We start from the raw sequence: 16367 nt of genomic DNA, 5'->3' as shown, positions 1-16367 counted from the left end.
GAAAGCGCAGCATGTCCTTCACAGAAAACGCCGTAGCCCGCTGGGCGGAGCTACAGCGGCTACAGGCCTCGCCCGGCTGGAAACTCACCAACGCGAACCCCTGGGTCCTGGCCCTGTTCCGCGAGGCCTTCACGCGCACCCGCCCGCGCATCCCCCTGGACGAATTCCACAGCCTCACCGACTCCTTCCTGCACCAGCTCAGGCTCAACGGGCAGAGCCTGCGCGAAGACTGGACCGGCAAGAACTACGCTGATGACTGGGTGGCCCGCCGCTTCCTGGCCCGCCCCCGCGCCGACGGCCGCTTCGTCTACGAACTCACCGAACCCGCCGTCCGGTTCCTCTCCTACCTGGACGGCTTCACCGGCGACACCACCAGCCTGAACTCCTCCCGCCTGAACACCCTGCTGTCCAGCGTGGAAACCCTGGCGCACGAATCCAATCCGGACCCCGAGGCGCGCATCGCCGTCCTCGAAGAAGAGATCGCCCGCCGCGAAGACCTGATCCGGTCCCTCCGCGCCGGCGACGCTCCCCCACCCCTGGACGACGACACCGCCGTCGAAGCCGCCCGCGACATCCTGGACCTCGCCGCCGCCCTGCCCGCAGACTTCAAGCGCATGCGCGACGGCCTCGAGAAAATGCTGCACACCCTGCGCCAGGAAATGGTCGAATCCCAGGCTTCCAAGGGCCTAACCATGGGCGAAATCCTCGAAGCCGACAAGCGCCTGCGCAGCACCAGCGAAGGCCGCACCTACGAAGGCTTCACCGCCTTCCTGAACGACGCCGACCAGCAGGGACGCTTCCGGCACGCCATCGCGCAGGTCCTGGAACGCGACTTCGCCGACGCCATGACCCCCGGCGACCGGCAGGCCCTGTACCGGATGATCAGCGACATGCGCGAACAGGCCGCCGAAATCCAGCGGATCTACGGCCGGCTCTCCGAATCCCTGCACACCTACGTCCAAAGCGACGAGTACCGGGAATCGGTCCAGTTGCGCAAACTCATCCGCGCCGCCGAAACCGCCATCCACAAAGCACCGCGCGGACGCCGCCGCGCCGCCGTCGTGCCGGCACCCCGGCTCTACGCGTCCGCGTTCGAATCGCTCAGCATGGTCCGCACCTACGACCCCGCCGAGCACGCCGCACCGCGGAAGCTGCCCGCACCGCCGTCGTTCACCGAAGCTGACATCCACCGGGCCGCCCGCACCCCCAAGGCCGACCGCCGTGTGCTGCACGACGCGATCACCCGGGCCGGCAGCCGCCGCGGCCGCGCCACCGTCGCGGAAATCTTCGCCGAACTGCCCGCCGAACACCGCCACCTCAACAGCATCCGCGCGCTCCTCGCCTCCGCCGCCCCCACTGAGGACAGCAACAGCACGACGACGACGGCAGCCGCGAGCGAGTCCATCCCCTTCCTCCAGATCGACGGCAGTTCCCGCACCGCGGTGCTGCCGGTCCTCACCATCGCCGAAAGCCCCCAGCCATGACTGAAACCCCCACCACCGCAGAAGACCTCGACTACGACGTGGAGGAAGAGGAGTACCAGCAGCCCCGTGACGTCCTGATCGACGGCCCGGAACTGTTCCCCGGAGACACCGGCACCCTGCCGCTGAAACTCCGCCAGGCCCTCATCCGGCTGCTGCGCGGACCGTACCTGGACGCCAACTCCTCCGACAACGTGTACAACACCGTGGTGGATAACCAGGAGCAGCTTCGCGTGCGGCTGAGCGAACTGTTCCTGGAACTGGTGGTGGACGAGGACCACAAGGTCGCCCTGCTGCGCCCGGTGGAGATGGCCGAACCGCACACCACCGCCCTGCAGCGCCAGCGCGAAATGACCCGCGAGGAAACACTGCTGCTGCTGCGCATGCGCCTGGTCCTGGACCGTCACTCGGGCACCGGCAACGAAGCCACGATCGCCCGGCAGGACATCATCGACGTCCTCGAGCAGTACGTGGACCCGCAGGCGCACGACGCCAAGGGCGTGGAAGACCTGGCCGACGCCGCCATCCGCAAACTCGTCACCGAACGCCGCCTGCTGCTGCCCACCGAGCTCGACGACGTCTGGGTCATCTCCAACGCACTGCCGCTGGCCCTGCCGTACGAGCACATCGGCGACATCATCACCTTCATGAACTCACTGACCGAGGCCCCGGCCGAGCCGGAGACGGCTGACGAAGCGCCCGCCGAAGACGCGGTCACTGAAACACAGCACGACGGCGAGGAGCCGGCATGAGCATCGAAACCACCCTTCCCATGGGGGACCTGATCAACCCCGGCCAGAACCGGCTCTCCCGGATCCAGATCGTGAACTGGGGAACGTTCGACGGCGCCCACACCATCCACGTGGACCGCGCCGGCACGCTGCTCACCGGCGACTCCGGCGTCGGCAAATCCACCATTTTCGACGCCATGCTGCAGGTCATGGACGCCCGGCCCAAGATGAATGAAGCCGCGCAGAACAACGGCGGCACCGCCGCCGAGGAAAAGCGCACCGCGTTCTCCTACATGCGCGGCCGGCTCGGCACCCAGGGCATGGAAGCCGGCGACGGCACTGCCTACCAGCGCCCCGGCGCCACCTGGTCCGCCGTCTGCCTCACGTTCGACAACGGACTGGGCCAAATCACCAGCCTCTCCGTCCTCATGGACCTGCCGGCGACCGGCACCGAACATCACGTCGGCCGGTTCTACGCCGTGCACAACCGTCCACTGGACATTCCCTCCCTCGAAACCGGCATGCGCGGCCGGTTCACCAAGGGTGCCCTGGAATCCCTGCTCCCGGGCGCGCAGATCTTCGATTCGCACAAACTCTTCGCCGAGCGGTACCGCACCGCCCTGGGTGTGGAGGACGAGAAGGCGTTCGGCCTGCTGCGCATCCTGCAGACCGGCAAGGGCCTGGGCGGAACGGTCAACGACTTCTTCCGCACCAACGTCCTGGACACCCCCAAGACCCTCACCGCCGCTGACGAAGCGGTGGAGGACTTCAGCCACCTGCGCAGCATCCGCCGCCAGCTCGAACGCGCCCGCCAGCAGCGCGACCACCTGGCCAACGTCCCGGACCAGCACCGCCTGTTCCTCACCACCAAAACCGAGCTGGACCGGGTCCGCGCCCTCAGCGCTGACGGGCTGCCCGCCTACCGCCGCCGTCTGGCGCTGGCCAGCCACGAGCGCGACGTCGACCGTCTGACCTCCGCCGCCGGCACCGGCCGCGAAGCGCTGAAGGCCGCTGAATCCCAGCGCACCAAGCTGAAGAAGCAGGTCAGCGCGCTCACCGCCCGCTACACGCAGGAGGGCGGCGGCGCGATCGCCACCCTGGAACGCGAGGTCGCCGCAGCGCAGGCGCAGCTGGTTTCCCGTGAAACCATCGAGAACGCGTTCCGCGCCGATCTGCGCGCCGCCGGCATCGACACGGATCTCTCCCCCGCCGGGCTGGTCACCGCCCGCAGCCGCGCCAGTGAGCTGGTCAAGTCCCTGAACGCCGACGTCGACGCCGCCCGCGAGCGCAGCTCCGACGCGCACGGCGAGGCGTGGGCCCTGAAGGGCTCGATCGCGAAGCTGGAAACCGAGATCGCGTCCTTCCGCCGCCGGCGCAGCAACATCCGCCCGGAAAGCCTGGAGCAGCGAGCCCGGATCTGCGAAGCCACCGGCATCGACGAGGCGGAGATGCCCTTCGCCGGCGAACTGATCGACGTCCCCGCCGAACACACCGAGTGGCGGGCCGCCGCCGAACGGGTGCTCCGCCCGCTCTCCACCGCGCTGCTGGTCCCCGGCGAGCACATGGCCGCCGTCACCCGCTACCTCAGCGAAACCAACCTCCGCGGTTTCCTGCGCTGCATCGACACGTCCATCCCCGTGGACGGCCCGGCCGAACCCGGTCCCCGGGACCTGATCACCAAGCTCAGCACCTACGACTCCGCGATGGGCGACTGGGTGGCCCGGAAGATCACCGCGCACTACGACTTCGAGTGCGTCGCGAACCCGGACGAGCTCGCCCGGGTCTCCCGCGGCGTCAGCCTCGGCGGTGCCGTGAAGCGCAACTCCTCCACCACGGAGAAGGACGACAGGCATACCAAGGCCTCGGACAACGTCCTGGGCTTTGATAACAAGGACAAGATCGCTGCCCTGGCCGCGGAGCTGCTGGCCCTGCGTGCGAGCTTCGAAGAGGCCGACGTCGTCTCCCGCAAGCACGCCGCCGAGCAGGATGACCTGATCCGCCGGCTCGCCGCCGTCCGCAAGGTCGCTGCCGACACCCGCGAGTTCGAGGAGATCACCGCCGGGGAGCAGCGCGCCGCCGTCGCCGACGCCGTCGAGCGCCTGGAATCCGCCCGCGACGCCAACGCGGACCTGGAGCAGATCCGCTTCGAACTGGACACCGCGGAGCTGGACCTGACCGCCGCGACCGAGAAGATCGGTGTGCTCAAGGGCGACCTGGCCCGGCTCGAGGCCGAGCTGACCGCCGCCACTGAACGCCGCGACACCCTGGCCGGCCGCGGCCCGGATGCCCTGGCGGAGGACCTGCGCGCCCAGCTGGATGAGCTGTTCGCCCCCTTCGGTGAGATCACCGACGTCGTGCACCTGAACGACGCCGCCGGGCAGGTGGAGCGGAACCTGCTCACCGACGCGGCCCGGTTGGATAAGACCCTGCTGGAAACCCGCACCCGGCTGGAACGCAGCTTCGAGACGTACAGCGAGAAGTGGGGTTCGGACTTCGGCACGGGCGTGGACTCGGCCGAGGAGTACGTGCACCGGTACGAGGACATCGTCACCGAGGGCCTGCCGCAGCACGAGTCCGAGTTCCGCGAATACTTCAACAACCGCACCTACGAGCGGTTCAGCGACCTGCTGCAGCTGCTCGACGAGGAACGCCGCAGCATCTCCTCGCGACTGCTGCCGCTGAACTCGGTGCTGCGCCGGGTGCCGTACCACGTGGACAGCCACCTGGAGATCGAGGTCAAGACCACCGTCCCAGACGACGCGCACAAGTTCCGCACCGAACTGAAGAACGCGCTGCCCATGATGGGCGTGCGGCAGGACAAGGCGGACATGGACGCCCGCTACGCCGCGCTTGAGGGCCTGGTGGAGAAGCTGAAGGACCCGCAGGAGCGGCGCTGGCGGGCCGAGGTCCTGGACGTCCGCGCCCATGTGACCATCACCTGCACCAACAAGCTCGCGAACGGGCAGTCGTTCACCAACCTGCAGGCCTCGCTGATGTCCGGCGGCGAGGGCCAGCGCTTCACCGCGTTCATCATGGCCTCGGCGCTGGCGTACCAGCTGGGCATTGTTTCCCAGGGTTTCAGCACCTACGGCACGGTGATGATGGATGAGGCGTTTGTGAAGTCCTCCCTGTCCTTCGCCGAGGCGTCCATCAACGCGCTGCACGAGTTCGGCTTCCAGCTGCTGCTCGCTGCCCCGGAGGACAAGGTGGACCTCTCCCGCTTCCTGGGCTCGGTCACCGAGATCCTGCGCGACGACGCCGCCAACCGGTCCGGCACGCTGGAGCGGGTTCCGGTGGGGTCTTCTGGTGCGGGCGGCTCCCGGGCTGTGGACATTCTGCTGCGGTAGCGGAGGGCGGGCCAGGTACTAGTGCCGGGCCTGCCGCTGTTGTTGGCGCCCGATCGGGAATCGCTCCGGTTTGGGACATCGCTCCGGTCCGCGGTGGCAGCGATGTCCCAAAGTGGTCGCTTAGTCCCAATGAGGAGCGAATCGGCAGAGGGCACCGCGAGTAGCCGTGTGTCACCGTGGAAGATCTTGGTGCACGGAGACTGATAGCGCGGGCAAGCCCGGATTTAGAGGGCTTCGTAGCTCTGCCTATGCGGGCCGGTGAAGGCCTGCGGAATGCCGTCCTGAGACAGGACTAGTCAGCCGTCAGCACTTCGCGGGAGCTGGTCCCTGATCGCGGGGACGACGGCTTCGCCCTCGTTGCTGATCCAGGTGACGTCCAGGTCCTGCACCAGGTCCACGAAGCGCTGCCGGTGGCCCGGAGCGACGTACGGCAGCACTGCACTGTGGAAGACGACGGTCGCGGTCCTTCGGTGCCTGCGCCACCAGCTGCGGGAGAGCCTCCACGATGTCGCCCTGGACCAGGTGTGATGGGTCGGCGGCTGCAATCCGGAGATATTGCTCGAAAAATCTCCTAGGTTTCGAGGCCTGGAACGGAAGTCCGCAAAAACTCGGCAAGGTCCGGGGCCACTCTGGGTTCCCGAACAAGGCTCACCATCGGCTCATACCAGAACAACACACAATAGGAATTTAGTTTACCGAATGCGATTAAGTCCGAATCGTTAATCTGATCACCATTCAGAAGGCGTCGAAGTGGACCAAGTGCGTTGGCCCCCATGATGGCAAATTCAGCATCATATGGAGCAATTGATTCGCCACTCGTCCACGATCTGAGCGGTTCTCCCGGCCTATAGTTAGAAGATTCATACCAAGTTGGTTGCTCGTCGCCCACTAGCTACCTTCTTCCTCGCTCCCCCTGAGATATCACCTTTGGATTCAGCAATCTACCCGAGGCCCTTACCTCTCCACGTATTTGCGGCAAGCCTGAGTTCGAGTGGCTCGTCGACACCTGCGCACCCCTGAACGTGGACGTGCTTCCGCCTTTCTAGCCGGCGCCGTCGGCCGCCCTGACACCTCCCAGCCGGCAGGACCATACTGGAACGATGGGCAAGCTTCTTTCTTCCTGGCGCCGGCAGCTGGTCGGCACGTTCAGCAACAACTCGGAGACCATTCCGGAATGGGAGCTGGAGCTCGCCAACGGCACCGACCCCGGCTACTACGGACCGGACTCCGCGGTGTGGGCCGTCCACGGCTCCATGACCACAATCATCGCCGGAATCCGTGCCCTGCTGCTGCAGGCCCTGCACCCGGGCGCGATGGCCGGAGTGCGCGACTTCTCCAACTACAAAGAGGACCCGCTCGGCCGGCTGGCGGGCACCATCCGCTGGATCTTCACCGTCACCTACGGGGATACGACGGCGGCACGCAGCGCCTCCAACTGGGTGCTGCGCCTGCACGAACGGGTCCAGGGCACCTACGAAGACGCCTCCGGAACGCTGCGTCCCTACTCGGCGAACGATCCGGACCTGGCCCGCTGGGTCCATCTGGCTTTCACCGATGCGTTCCTCACCTCGCACATCGAGTTCGGCGGGCCGATCCCGGGCGGACCGGACCAGTATGTGGCCGAATGGGCCACCGCCGGTGAACTGATGCGGATCGAGAACCCGCCCCGTGACCTCGCCGGGCTGCGGAAGCAGATGGCCGCGTTCGACCCCGAGCTGCGCTCCAGCCCCACGGTCGAAGAAGTCGTGGGCTTCATCCGGCGCCCGCCCCTGCCCAAGAACCAGCTCATTGGTTACCGGGTCCTGTTCGCCGGCGCCGTCGCGTCCCTGGAACCCCGGCACCGCAAGCTGCTCGGCCTTCGCGAACCGCATCTGGGCCCGTTCAAGCTGCCGGTGCACGGCCCGGTGAAACTGGTGCTGCGGGTCATCCGGTTCGGGCTGGGGAACATGGGACCGTCCGAACGCTCCGCCCGCGAGCGCATCGCCCGCCTGACGGCTGAACAACAGCTTCACCAGGACAACGAGCAGTCGAAGCCGCAGCAGAACACGTAGCTTCGGCCACACACCCGCCTGATCGAAATCACACAGAAGCAAGCTTCCGATCCCCCGGCGTCCAGTGGAAAAATTAAAGATATATCCGCCATACAGCCTTCCCTTCGTAGAAAGGAACTATGCGCAGGACTGTCCCTTCCCTGGTTATCGCTTCAGTACTCGCCCTTGGCGGTGTCGCCTCCTGCGCGGCACCTGAATCGGCACCCGAAACGACCGCCACGGCATCGGCAGCCCCCTCAATCTCCGCGGAGCAGCTGGACATCGTGGCACCGGCTGATGCCCGGGCGATCACCAACCCGGCCGACCCCCAGGCCACCCTGGTTCTCTTCACCGACTACGAGTGCCCCTACTGCGCCAAGATGGACCCGCTGATCCAGCAGGCCAAGGAGGACTACGGGGACCAGGTCCGCATCCTCATCCGGAACTACCCGCTGGCCAAGCACGTAAATGCCGAGCCGGCCGCCCAGGCCGTGGAAGCGGCCGCGGAACAGGGCGCGCTGGAAGAGATGGCGGGATCCATTTTCGAGCGCCAGGCGGACTGGGCCGCCGAGATCGATCCGGATGACACCTTCGCCCAGTACGCCGAAGACCTTGGCCTGGACGTGGAGAAGTTCCGCACCGATTACTCTTCGGACGCCATCAAGGCCCGCGTGGCCAAGGATTTGGAGGACGCCAAGGCACTCCAGGTCAAAGGCACGCCCACGCTGATCCTCGACGGCCAGGTGCTTCAGCTGGAATCGGTGGACTACGCCGAACTCCAGGAGCCGCTGGATGAGGCCCTGCAGAACTGAGGGCATTGCAGAACTAACTAAGCGCCGGCCAACTAACGTGGCCCGGCGAAAAAGCGTGGCCGGGCGAACGAAGAAGCAGGCTATTTGTGCCCGGATCGGCCGGAACCCGGTCCGGTAAACCCGGTTGCACCTCAGCAGGAATAGACTCCGCTCATGCGTTTGGCGGTTGTCGGAGCAATCCTGCTGGTGCTTGGCAGCGTAGCGGCGGTCAGCGGCACGCTGACCGCCGCTGAACTCACGGCACTGGTGGACCGGGTGGTGCCCATCCTGCTGTTTGTCGCCGCGATTACCGTGGTGACGGAGCTGGCCAGCGAAGCAGGTGTTTTCCTCTGGGCCGGGCGCCGGCTGCGGTTCTGGGGTTTTGGCTCCAGCCTGGCCCTCTGGCTGCTTTTGGCCCTCCTGGCAACGTTGAGCACCGTCTTCCTGTCCTTGGACACAACGGCGGTGCTGCTGACCCCGGTGGTAGTGACCGTGGTGAGACAGGCCGGGTTGCCTCCGCTGCCCTTTGTGCTCACCACGGTCTGGCTGGCCAACACCACAAGCCTGCTCCTGCCCGTTTCCAACCTGACAAACCTGCTGGCCCAGCACAGCCTGGGCGGTTTGAGTCCCGCCGGTTTTGCCTCCCTGATGTGGGCGCCTGCCCTCGCATGCCTGCTGGTGCCCATGATTTTCCTCGGCATCGTCTTCCGCCGCGAGCTCGGACGGCGGTACTCACGGTTCCCGCCGGGTCCGGCCGGCCAGACCGGGTCGCGCCGGACCGGGTCCGGCCAGACTGAGTCCCACCAGTCTGAGTCCCACGAGACCGGGCCCGGCCAGGGCAACACACCGGCACCGAACCAGGCTGGTGACCGCATCCTGCTGGCCACCGCCGGAGCTGTGCTGGTGGCGCTGGTGCCGGCCCTGGTGTCCGGAATCCCGGTCTGGATTCCCGCGTCTGCCGCCGCCGTCCTCCTGACGCTGATCTTCGCGTTCCGGCGGCGCCAGGTACTGACGCTCCGGCTCATCCCCTGGTCCTTGCTGCTGTTCGCCTCCGGACTCTTCCTGGCGATGGAGTCCTTCCTGACTCTCGGCGGGTCCGCTCTGCTGGGCAGCTTGGCCGGAGAGGGCCAGGACTTCCCCGACCTGCTCCGGCTGGCGGCCACAGGTGCAGCCGGAGCAAACGCGGTGAACAACCTCCCCGCCTACCTGCTCGCCGAGCCCCTGACCGAAACGCCGCAGCGCATGGCTGCCCTGCTGATCGGCGTTAATGCCGGCCCCCTCGTGACTCCGTGGGCTTCCCTGGCGACCCTGCTCTGGCACGAACGCCTCGTGCGGATGAACGTGCTGGTCAGCTGGAAAGGCTACGCCGTTTTCGGGCTCATCATCGCACCGCTGACCGTGGTCACCGCCGTGGCAGCACTGGCTGCCACGGCGTAGGCCGCCGGAGCTAAACCGCCCGCCCTACCCGCCCGAACGCCACCACGCAGTTCTGCCCGCCGAACCCGAATGCGTTCGTGACCGCGTACCGCACCTCCTGTTCCCGGGCGGTGTTGGGCACATAGTCCAGGTCGCACTCCGGATCCGGGGTGGCGTAGTTGATGGTCGGCGGAATAACGCCCTCTCCGATCGACATGGCGCACAGCAGCGACGCCAGGGTTCCGGCAGCGCCGATCAGGTGCCCGGTCATCGACTTCGGCGCGGTCACCGCCAGCGCCCCGGCATGCTCGCCGAACACAGTGTGCAGGGCCGCAGTTTCCGTGCGGTCGTTGGCCTTGGTTGAGGTTCCGTGGGCGCAGACCAGGTCCACGTCCGACGGGTCCAGCCGGGACTGCTCCAGCGTCCGGGCAATCGCCCGGGCGGCGTACTTACCGCTCGGCTCCGGTGCCACGATGTGGAACGCGTCGGACGTCATCGCCCCGCCCAGCACCTCGGCGTAGACCCGGGCGCCGCGTGCGCGGGCATGCGCAAGCGTCTCCAGGGTGCACACCACCGCGCCCTCGCCGAAGACGAAACCGTCGCGGTCGGCGTCGAACGGCCGGCTGGCTTCCTGCGGCACGTCGTTATTGCGCGACAGTCCACGCATCGCCGTCAGGCCCGCGAACATCACCGAGGTGATGGCGGCGTCCGTGCCCCCGGCAATAACGACGTCGGCGTCCCCGGCCAGCAGCAGCCGCCGCGCCTCTAGCAGTGCGTGCGTTCCGCTGGCGCAGGCGAGCGCACTCGCGTTGACGGGTCCGTGCACCGCCAGGTCCATCGCGACCTCGCACGCGGGCATGTTGGTCAGTGATGAGGCCACGAAACTCGGACTGATCGGCCGGATTCCGCTGTGTTCAAACAATGTGGTGGCGTCCTGGATCTCCGGATACCCGGATACCGCACTGTTAATTACGACGGCGGCGTCCACCTCTTCCAGCGTGGCGCCCAGTCCGGCGTCGGTCACCGCTTCCCGCGCCGCAGCGACGGCCAGCTGTGAGGCCCGGGAAGACCGGTTGATCCGTTTGACCGGCAGCCAGGCGGCGGGATCGAAGCCCTTCACCTCGCCCGCAATCCGGGTGGGAAAGTCGGATGCGTCAAAGGCCGTGATCCGGTCGATCCCGCTTTTGCCCTGCTTCAGGGCCTCCCAGGTCAGCGGCCAGGTACCGCCCAGCGGCGTCTGCGCGCCCATGCCGGTAATCACCACGCGTTCGGAACTCACTGCCTGATCACCTTCACTCCGTTGCCGCCTTCACTCCGTTGCTACCTTCACTCCATTGCCACCGTTCGTTCCGTTGGTACGGCCGCGCCCGCTCCCGGTGACGGTGCGGCTCCCGGCGCGCTGAAGTTCCCAGCCGCCAGGTCCTGCACCGCGGTCTCCGCCAGCTTGAAGTGCATTTTCTTGCCGGTTGCCGTCACCGGGACTTCGTCGACAAACCGGTAGGCCCGCGGACGTTTGAAGTCCGCCAGATCCGGGTGGGCCAGGCAGAACGCGTCCAGGCTGCCGGCGTCGGCACTCGCGTCGGCACTGCTGTCAGCATCCCCGCTGCGGATCACATAGGCCACCACCCGCTGGCCCCACTGGTCATCCGGGACGCCGACCACCACGGCGTCCAGCACGGCCGGATGCTCGGCCAGGACACCTTCCACCTGCACCGGATGGATGTTCTCGCCGCCGGAAATGATCATGTCGTCCTTGCGGCCCAGGATGGTGACAAACCCGTCCGCGTCCCAGGTCGCCATGTCCCCGGGATACAGCCAGCCGTCGTGGAACTTCTCCTCCTCCACAGCCGGCAGGTTGATGTAGCTGTACCCGGCTTTCGGCGAGCGCATGATCACTTCACCCGCCTCCGTGCCGTCCTGCGCCGCCAGCTCATCCGGCCGGCCCCGCCGGTCCGGAAAAACCTTCACGACGGCGACGTCGTCATCGGTACACGAACGCCCCGCGGTGCCGGCCCGGGCGGGCAGGTCCTCCGGACGCAGGAACGTGTTCCAGAAGGCTTCGGTGGTGCCGTACCCGTTGAAGATCCGCGGGGTCAGGAGCTCCTGGTACCGCAGCGCCGCCGCCCGGTCCAGCGGTGCACCCATGGTCACAATGCCCTTCAGCGTGCCCAGGTCCCGCGGCTGTTTCTCCTGCTCGGCGGCGATCATTTCCAGGGTGGTCGGGGCGCCGATCAGGAACGTCAGGCCGTACTCCCCTACCCAGTCCAGCACCGTTCCCGGGCTGAAGCTGCGCAGCGGCACCACTCCGGCGCCAATGTAAAAGGCAGGGGTGGGGCCGCCGGAATGCAGCCCGCCGCGGTGGAACCACGGGGTCATGTTCAGGGTGCGGTCGGTGGGGGAGAGCGGGAAATGCATGATCACGTCGTGCGCGCTCATCACCTCGGCGATCGACGGCAGCGCCACTCCCTTGGGCATGCCCGTGGTGCCGGAGGTGTACAGCCGGGTGGTCTCCTCATAGATGGAGAAGTCCGTCGGCAGGTCCGGCGGCGCCCCGGCTGCCGCTGCCAGCGCCGCCGCAAAGTCTTCCCAGCCGTCCGGTCTTCCGCCGCCGGGCTCCCCCACTGCCAGCACCGCCGGGTGGATGCCCGAGAGTTCCAGTGCCTGCGCAGCGGCAGGCGCGCACTCGGCGTCGACAATAAACACTGTGGGCTGGCTGTCGCGGAGGATGTGCGCGGTTTCCCCCGGCGCCAGCCGGTAGTTGGCCGGCACACTGATGGCACCCAGCCGCTGGGTGGCCAGGTACAGCAGCGCGAACTCGACGCCGTTGAACAGCTGGTACATCACCCGGTCCCCGCGGCCCACGCCGCGTTCCGCCAGCGCCGCAGCGCAGCGGCCGACGTCGGCGCCCAGCTCCGCGTAGGTCCACTGCCGGCCGCTGGGCGGATCGATCAGGGCGACAGCGCTTCCGTACCGCGCAACGTTGCGCCGGAAGCCGGCCGCGTAGGTGATCTGGTGCTCGAAGTAGTCCTTGAACCGCCCTGGGTCGTACTGCATGCAGCCAGTCCTTTCGTTCAGTCTACCGAGGGGCTTGGGGGCCGCTGCGGCCGGTCCGGAAGGGCCACCGGCGGGGTGGTTTCGCTGAAGAACGGCGGCGCGATCACGGACAGTCCCCCGTCCACGGCCAGCGACTGCCCGGTGATGTACTCAGCTCCGGGCGAGAGCAGGAAGTCGACGGCGGCAGCCATCTCATCCACGGTTCCGGGGCGCTGCTTGGGGATGCGGGAGATAACGCTGTCCATGGGGGCCATCCCGTCCATGGTGTAGAAGTACTCGAGGGAGTCGCTGTCGATCAGCCCGCCGTTCACGGCGTTGACGTTGATCCCGTAGCCGGCGAACTCCACGGCCATAAACCGGACAAAGGACTCGACGGCAGCCTTGTAGGAGCCCAGCGCCGCGTAGGTTGGGAAGGCCCGGACGCTGCCGTACGAAGTCAGCGCGACGATCCGGCCGCCGTCGTCCATCAGCTTGACCGCCTCCTGCGAGCCGAGCACGAAGGGGCGGACGTTGACGGCGTAGGCCCGGTCCAAGTGGTGGGTCTTGAGGTCCACGATCTTTTTGAAGGCTGCGGCGGCGGCGTTGTTCACGTAGTAATCCAGCCGGCCGTATTCCGCTGCGGCGGCGTCGAACAGCCGAATGATGTCCTCGGGGTTCTCGATGTCCGCCTGCACCGCCAGCCCGCCGCCGCCCAGCCGCTGCAGCTCAGCAACCGTTTCCTTCGCGAGGTCCGCGTTCTTCCGGTAGCCGACCACCACGTGCGCGCCCTGCGCGGCGAGCCGTTCGGCGACCCGCCGGCCGATGCCGCGGGAGGCTCCGGTGATCAGGGCGATCTTGCCTTCGTGTTCCACGGGCAACCTTCCGCACCGTGAACCCGGCGCCGGCGTCTCGATTTCGGGCCGCGGACCCGGATGGGGCGCCGGAGGCCGCGCGGAGTCAGATGTGGCCGGACACCGGCCGGTACACAACGGACCCCTTGGTCCGTAAATCCTCATCCGGCGGGTGGCCTGCGTCAAGGGTGCTGGGACTGCTGCCCTGTTTGAGCTGCACGTCAGCCCGGCTGGCAGGCGGTCCGGAGCGCCGACGCCGCGGGTACCCGCCCGGCCCCGGGGAACCAACGAGCCCCGGCAAACAGAAATGCCCCGGTCCGAGGACCGGGGCATTTCTTTGATGAATTACTCATCTGGCGGAGGATGGGGGATTTGAACCCCCGAGGGCGTTAACCCAACACGCGTTCCAGGCGTGCGCCATAGGCCGCTAGGCGAATCCTCCAGGCTTTGCTCGTCAAGAGCAGATACAAGACTACCGGATACCGGCTCAATTACCGAATCGGCTTCTCACGCACCGCTGGGTGTGGCCAGGTGCCCCCGGCCCCATCCGCGCACGGCCAGGTTGATCACCAGGATTGACAGCCAGGACAGCTCGGCGGCGCTCGGGCTGATGAACGCTATGGGGATCGAGAGCAGGAACACCGCCGGAGTGATGGGCGCGCGGACCCGGGCATAGGCCAGCAGCCGGGGATCGACGTCGTCACGGAACAGCCCGCGGCGCCCGCAGTAAACCCAGAGCAGCGAATTAACGGTCCCGATCAGGCCCAGCGCTCCGGCATAAATAACGACGCCGAGGGGCTGGTCATCGTGCAGGGCGAGCATGTCGGTGGCATAAGCCAGCAGCGCGACGAAGAACAGCAACACCAGGTTCAGCCGCTGCAGCCCGCCCGTGTAGCCCTTCAGCAGCCGGAAGAGACGGTGGTGGCTGAGCCAGTACGCACCGGCGACGGCGAAGGACAGTCCGTAGGCAAAGAACTCCTGGCGCTGGTCCAGGATGGCCTGCCCCAGCTGGTCGGCAGGAACCTGAGGGACCTTGATATCCACCGCGAGCAGCGTCATGGCGATCGCGAACACCGCATCGCTGAAGAACATGGTGCGGTCAAGGTCCGGCCCGGAGTCCAGCCGGCGCCTGAATGGGTCCTGTTTCTCCGGCACAGGGCCAGTGTGGACTTTCCTGTAGCCGCGGGCCACGGTGGGAGGGGCTAGGTGGGCCCAGGCGGGGCAACTGGGGGGCGGGGTGGAGAGGGACGGCCGGGCGGACGGCTTGGAAAAGCAGGCGCGCGGTCCGGACCGTGGGCCGGCCGCGGTAGCGGACGGCTTGGGAAAGCGGCGGCGCCGGAGCCTTTGGGAAAGCGGCGGCGCCGGTAACCGGACTCCTTGGAAAAGCGCTTTGACCTTGAGCGCGCAAGGCTTTGACCTTGAGCGAGCAGGTGGGTGAAACCGGATCCCGTGGAATCGTTAAACAGATAAGGACCCGTACGTCTTTGTACGAGTCCTTATCACCAGAGAATGTCCGGCGGTGACCTACTCTCCCACACCCTCCCGAGTGCAGTACCATCGGCGCTGTGGGCCTTAGCTTCCGGGTTCGGAATGGAACCGGGCGTTTCCCCCACGCTATGACCGCCGTAACCCTTTATCCACGCTTTCGCGGGAAAATCGAGGTCACTAACCGCAGTTCTTCAACTTCTCAGTTGTAGTGCCTGCGGCGGTGATGCTCATTAATCATAACGTAAGTTCTGGGCGTCTGCGACCACGGGTGTGGGGTGCCGGGACGAGACCTGGGTCCAGGTGACCCGGGCGGGGTGACTGGGACGAGGTGGCTGGGACGAGACGGGGACGGGGTGGCTGGGACGAGACGGGGGCATCACCTAGGCAGCCGCGCGTGGGTGGGCAGGTCCGATGACCCGGATCTTCTTCGAGCCCCACTACCGCGCACCGGGGAGGCCCGTGTCGAAGGTCGGCATCGCTGGGTGCGCAGGTCTGGTGACCTAAACGTCGGCAGCCCGCATTATCTGCGCACCGGGACGCTGGCACTGGGCACTCCCCCGCCTGGGTGCGCACCTCTGCCAACCAGGAACGGCTGCAACCCGTCCATCCCTGGCCCGCCCACTCCAGCACGCGTTCCCAGTCTTTGTTGCGTACCGGGGCTGGTGTGACCTCAGGAGGTTACACCTGTCACGGAGAGTGGGAAGGCGTGTCGCCGTAATGGCCGTGTTGTTCAAATACGGCGGCAGTCGGGGTTGGGGAGAGTGGGTGACCGCCGCGTTTCCCAGCCGTCGTTGCCCATGAGGCGGGTGAGGTCACAGCAGGTTACTTCTGTCACGAGGGGTGGGAACTTCGGGCCTGTTTGGCCCCGGAAGTCATGAGAGTGGTTGAGGTTCCCCGTCTGGGTGCGCAGCTCTAGTGGCCTATGCGCCGGCAGCCCGCGTTAGCTGCGCACCGGGCGTCCATATGCGGACCACGACCCAAGCAAGTGCGCGTGTGGGTGCGCAGCTCCGGTGACCTAAACACCAGCAACCCGCATTACCTGCGCACCGAGGAGACGGGCCGGAGACTCCCCTGCATGGATGCGCAGCTCTAGTGACCAAGAACGCCAACAGCCCGCATTACCTGCGCACCGGGGAGTGCAGGTGTGGAGCAACACCCGGCAGGTAGGCGTGGGTGCGCAGCTCCGGCTGCCTGGGCCC

General features: G+C 67.0%; 11 protein-coding genes, 1 tRNA gene and 1 rRNA gene. 6 read left to right on the top strand and 7 right to left on the bottom strand.

Annotation, left to right across the window (positions count from 1 at the left end; genetic code table 11):
- The first annotated feature begins 11 nt into the window (after positions 1-11).
- From AL3_RS08720 to AL3_RS08710, 3 genes are read left to right on the top strand one after another with little or no spacing between them, the layout of a single operon-like run.
- On the top strand, positions 12-1484 hold the full coding sequence (locus tag AL3_RS08720; RefSeq protein ID WP_066299483.1) for a DUF3375 domain-containing protein: 1473 nt from the start codon (positions 12-14) through the stop codon (positions 1482-1484).
- The gene (locus tag AL3_RS08715; protein WP_066299480.1) at positions 1481-2233 is read left to right on the top strand and encodes a DUF4194 domain-containing protein; all 753 of its coding nucleotides are present in this window, start codon (positions 1481-1483) and stop codon (positions 2231-2233) included. Before AL3_RS08720 ends, AL3_RS08715 begins: the two co-directional genes overlap by 4 nt.
- Positions 2230-5559 carry an ATP-binding protein gene (locus AL3_RS08710; RefSeq protein ID WP_066299478.1) on the top strand — a complete coding sequence of 1110 codons (3330 nt, stop codon included), beginning with the start codon at positions 2230-2232 and terminating at the stop codon, positions 5557-5559. Before AL3_RS08715 ends, AL3_RS08710 begins: the two co-directional genes overlap by 4 nt.
- A 296-nt stretch (positions 5560-5855) precedes the next feature.
- Here AL3_RS08710 and AL3_RS18440 read toward each other — a convergent pair whose 3' ends face one another.
- Complete coding sequence (locus AL3_RS18440; protein ID WP_157075261.1) at positions 5856-6104, bottom strand: hypothetical protein; 249 nt, start codon at positions 6102-6104, stop codon at positions 5856-5858.
- Positions 6105-6659: 555 nt separating this feature from the next.
- Between AL3_RS18440 and AL3_RS08705 the strand changes: the two genes are divergently transcribed.
- From AL3_RS08705 to AL3_RS08695, 3 genes are all read left to right on the top strand, one after another.
- On the top strand, positions 6660-7610 hold the full coding sequence (locus tag AL3_RS08705) for an oxygenase MpaB family protein (RefSeq protein ID WP_066299475.1): 951 nt from the start codon (positions 6660-6662) through the stop codon (positions 7608-7610).
- A 119-nt stretch (positions 7611-7729) separates the two neighbouring features.
- Entirely contained in the window at positions 7730-8401 is a 672-nt protein-coding gene (locus AL3_RS08700; protein ID WP_066299472.1) for a DsbA family protein, read from the top strand.
- A 153-nt stretch (positions 8402-8554) separates the two neighbouring features.
- Positions 8555-9817 carry an SLC13 family permease gene (locus AL3_RS08695; RefSeq protein ID WP_066299470.1) on the top strand — a complete coding sequence of 421 codons (1263 nt, stop codon included), beginning with the start codon at positions 8555-8557 and terminating at the stop codon, positions 9815-9817.
- 10 nt (positions 9818-9827) lie between these two features.
- Here AL3_RS08695 and AL3_RS08690 read toward each other — a convergent pair whose 3' ends face one another.
- The 6 genes from AL3_RS08690 to rrf all read right to left on the bottom strand — a co-directional run bounded on the left by AL3_RS08690 (position 9828) and on the right by rrf (position 15308).
- Complete coding sequence (locus AL3_RS08690; protein WP_205054179.1) at positions 9828-11075, bottom strand: beta-ketoacyl-[acyl-carrier-protein] synthase family protein; 1248 nt, start codon at positions 11073-11075, stop codon at positions 9828-9830.
- Positions 11076-11122: 47 nt separating this feature from the next.
- Positions 11123-12850, bottom strand: a complete 1728-nt coding sequence (locus AL3_RS08685) for a class I adenylate-forming enzyme family protein (RefSeq protein WP_083521606.1) — start codon at positions 12848-12850, stop codon at positions 11123-11125.
- A gap of 17 nt (positions 12851-12867) precedes the next feature.
- A complete protein-coding gene (locus AL3_RS08680; protein ID WP_246168724.1) occupies positions 12868-13701 on the bottom strand; it encodes an SDR family oxidoreductase in 834 nt (277 codons plus the stop codon).
- A 333-nt stretch (positions 13702-14034) separates the two neighbouring features.
- Positions 14035-14122: transfer RNA gene (locus AL3_RS08675), tRNA-Ser, on the bottom strand.
- Between the two features lie 65 nt (positions 14123-14187).
- Positions 14188-14835: a TMEM175 family protein gene (locus tag AL3_RS08670; protein ID WP_066299461.1), complete on the bottom strand. Its 648-nt coding sequence runs from the start codon at positions 14833-14835 to the stop codon at positions 14188-14190.
- 356 nt (positions 14836-15191) lie between these two features.
- A 5S ribosomal RNA gene (gene rrf, locus AL3_RS08665) occupies positions 15192-15308 on the bottom strand.
- Positions 15309-16367: the final 1059 nt, after the last annotated feature.

It is taken from the genome of Arthrobacter luteolus NBRC 107841, from assembly GCF_001552075.1.
GTDB lineage: Bacteria > Actinomycetota > Actinomycetes > Actinomycetales > Micrococcaceae > Arthrobacter_B > Arthrobacter_B luteolus.
Note: the sequence above shows the minus strand (reverse complement) of the source record. Positions and strands in the feature narration are given on the sequence as shown.